This window comes from Streptomyces ossamyceticus (assembly GCF_001418475.1).
In the GTDB taxonomy this organism is placed as follows: Bacteria; Actinomycetota; Actinomycetes; order Streptomycetales; family Streptomycetaceae; genus Streptomyces; species Streptomyces ossamyceticus.
Map to the genome: position 1 here is coordinate 1 of NZ_LIQX01000629.1, position 644 is coordinate 644.

Below are 644 nucleotides of genomic sequence, written 5' to 3' on the forward strand. Positions count from 1 at the left end.
CGCCATGATCACCAGGTTGACGATCGCGATGGCGTACAGGAACGTCCCGGAGACGGTCGTGCCGATCCAGCCGGCCACGGCGTGCAGTCCGGAGTCCCCGTTCCGGGTCGGCCCGGCGAGCGCCTTGACGCCGAGGGAGAGCAGGAAGGTGAGGGCGAAGACGACCGACGAGTGGCCGAGGGAGAACCAGAAGCCGACGGACAGCGGCCGTCGCCCCTCGCTCATCAGCTTGCGGGTGGTGTTGTCGATGGCCGCGATGTGGTCGGCGTCGAAGGCGTGCCGCATGCCGAGGGTGTAGGCGGTGACGCCCATGCCGATGCCGAAGGTCCTGCTGCCGACGCTGTAGTGCTCGGGGGCGACGATCACGACCAGGGTGAACCAGCCGATGAGGTGCAGCGCCAGGATGAACGCGGCCATCGTGCCGAGGCTCGCCCACTCCTCGCGGGTCAGGGAGGCGCGGATCCGACGCCAGGAGAAGCCGCCCTCCCCGGCGGGGGCCGGGCGGGCGGTGTCGGGAACGGTGGCCATGGAGCGTGCGCCTTCTGTCGTCGAGCGGTCGGCCCCCTCAGCCTTGTGCCGGTGATTGGCAGCTGCAACTAGGTCGCAGTAAAGCCCGTGCCACGTTTCGGTCAGGTCGCCGCGGG

At 69.9% G+C, this 644-nt stretch carries 1 protein-coding gene; it reads right to left on the reverse strand.

Translation table 11 applies throughout. From position 1 onward, the window contains the following. On the reverse strand, window positions 1–528 hold a 528-nt coding region (locus tag AOK15_RS35255), incomplete at its 3' end, for a HoxN/HupN/NixA family nickel/cobalt transporter (protein WP_478078819.1). Between the last annotated feature and the right edge of the window lie 116 nt (window positions 529–644).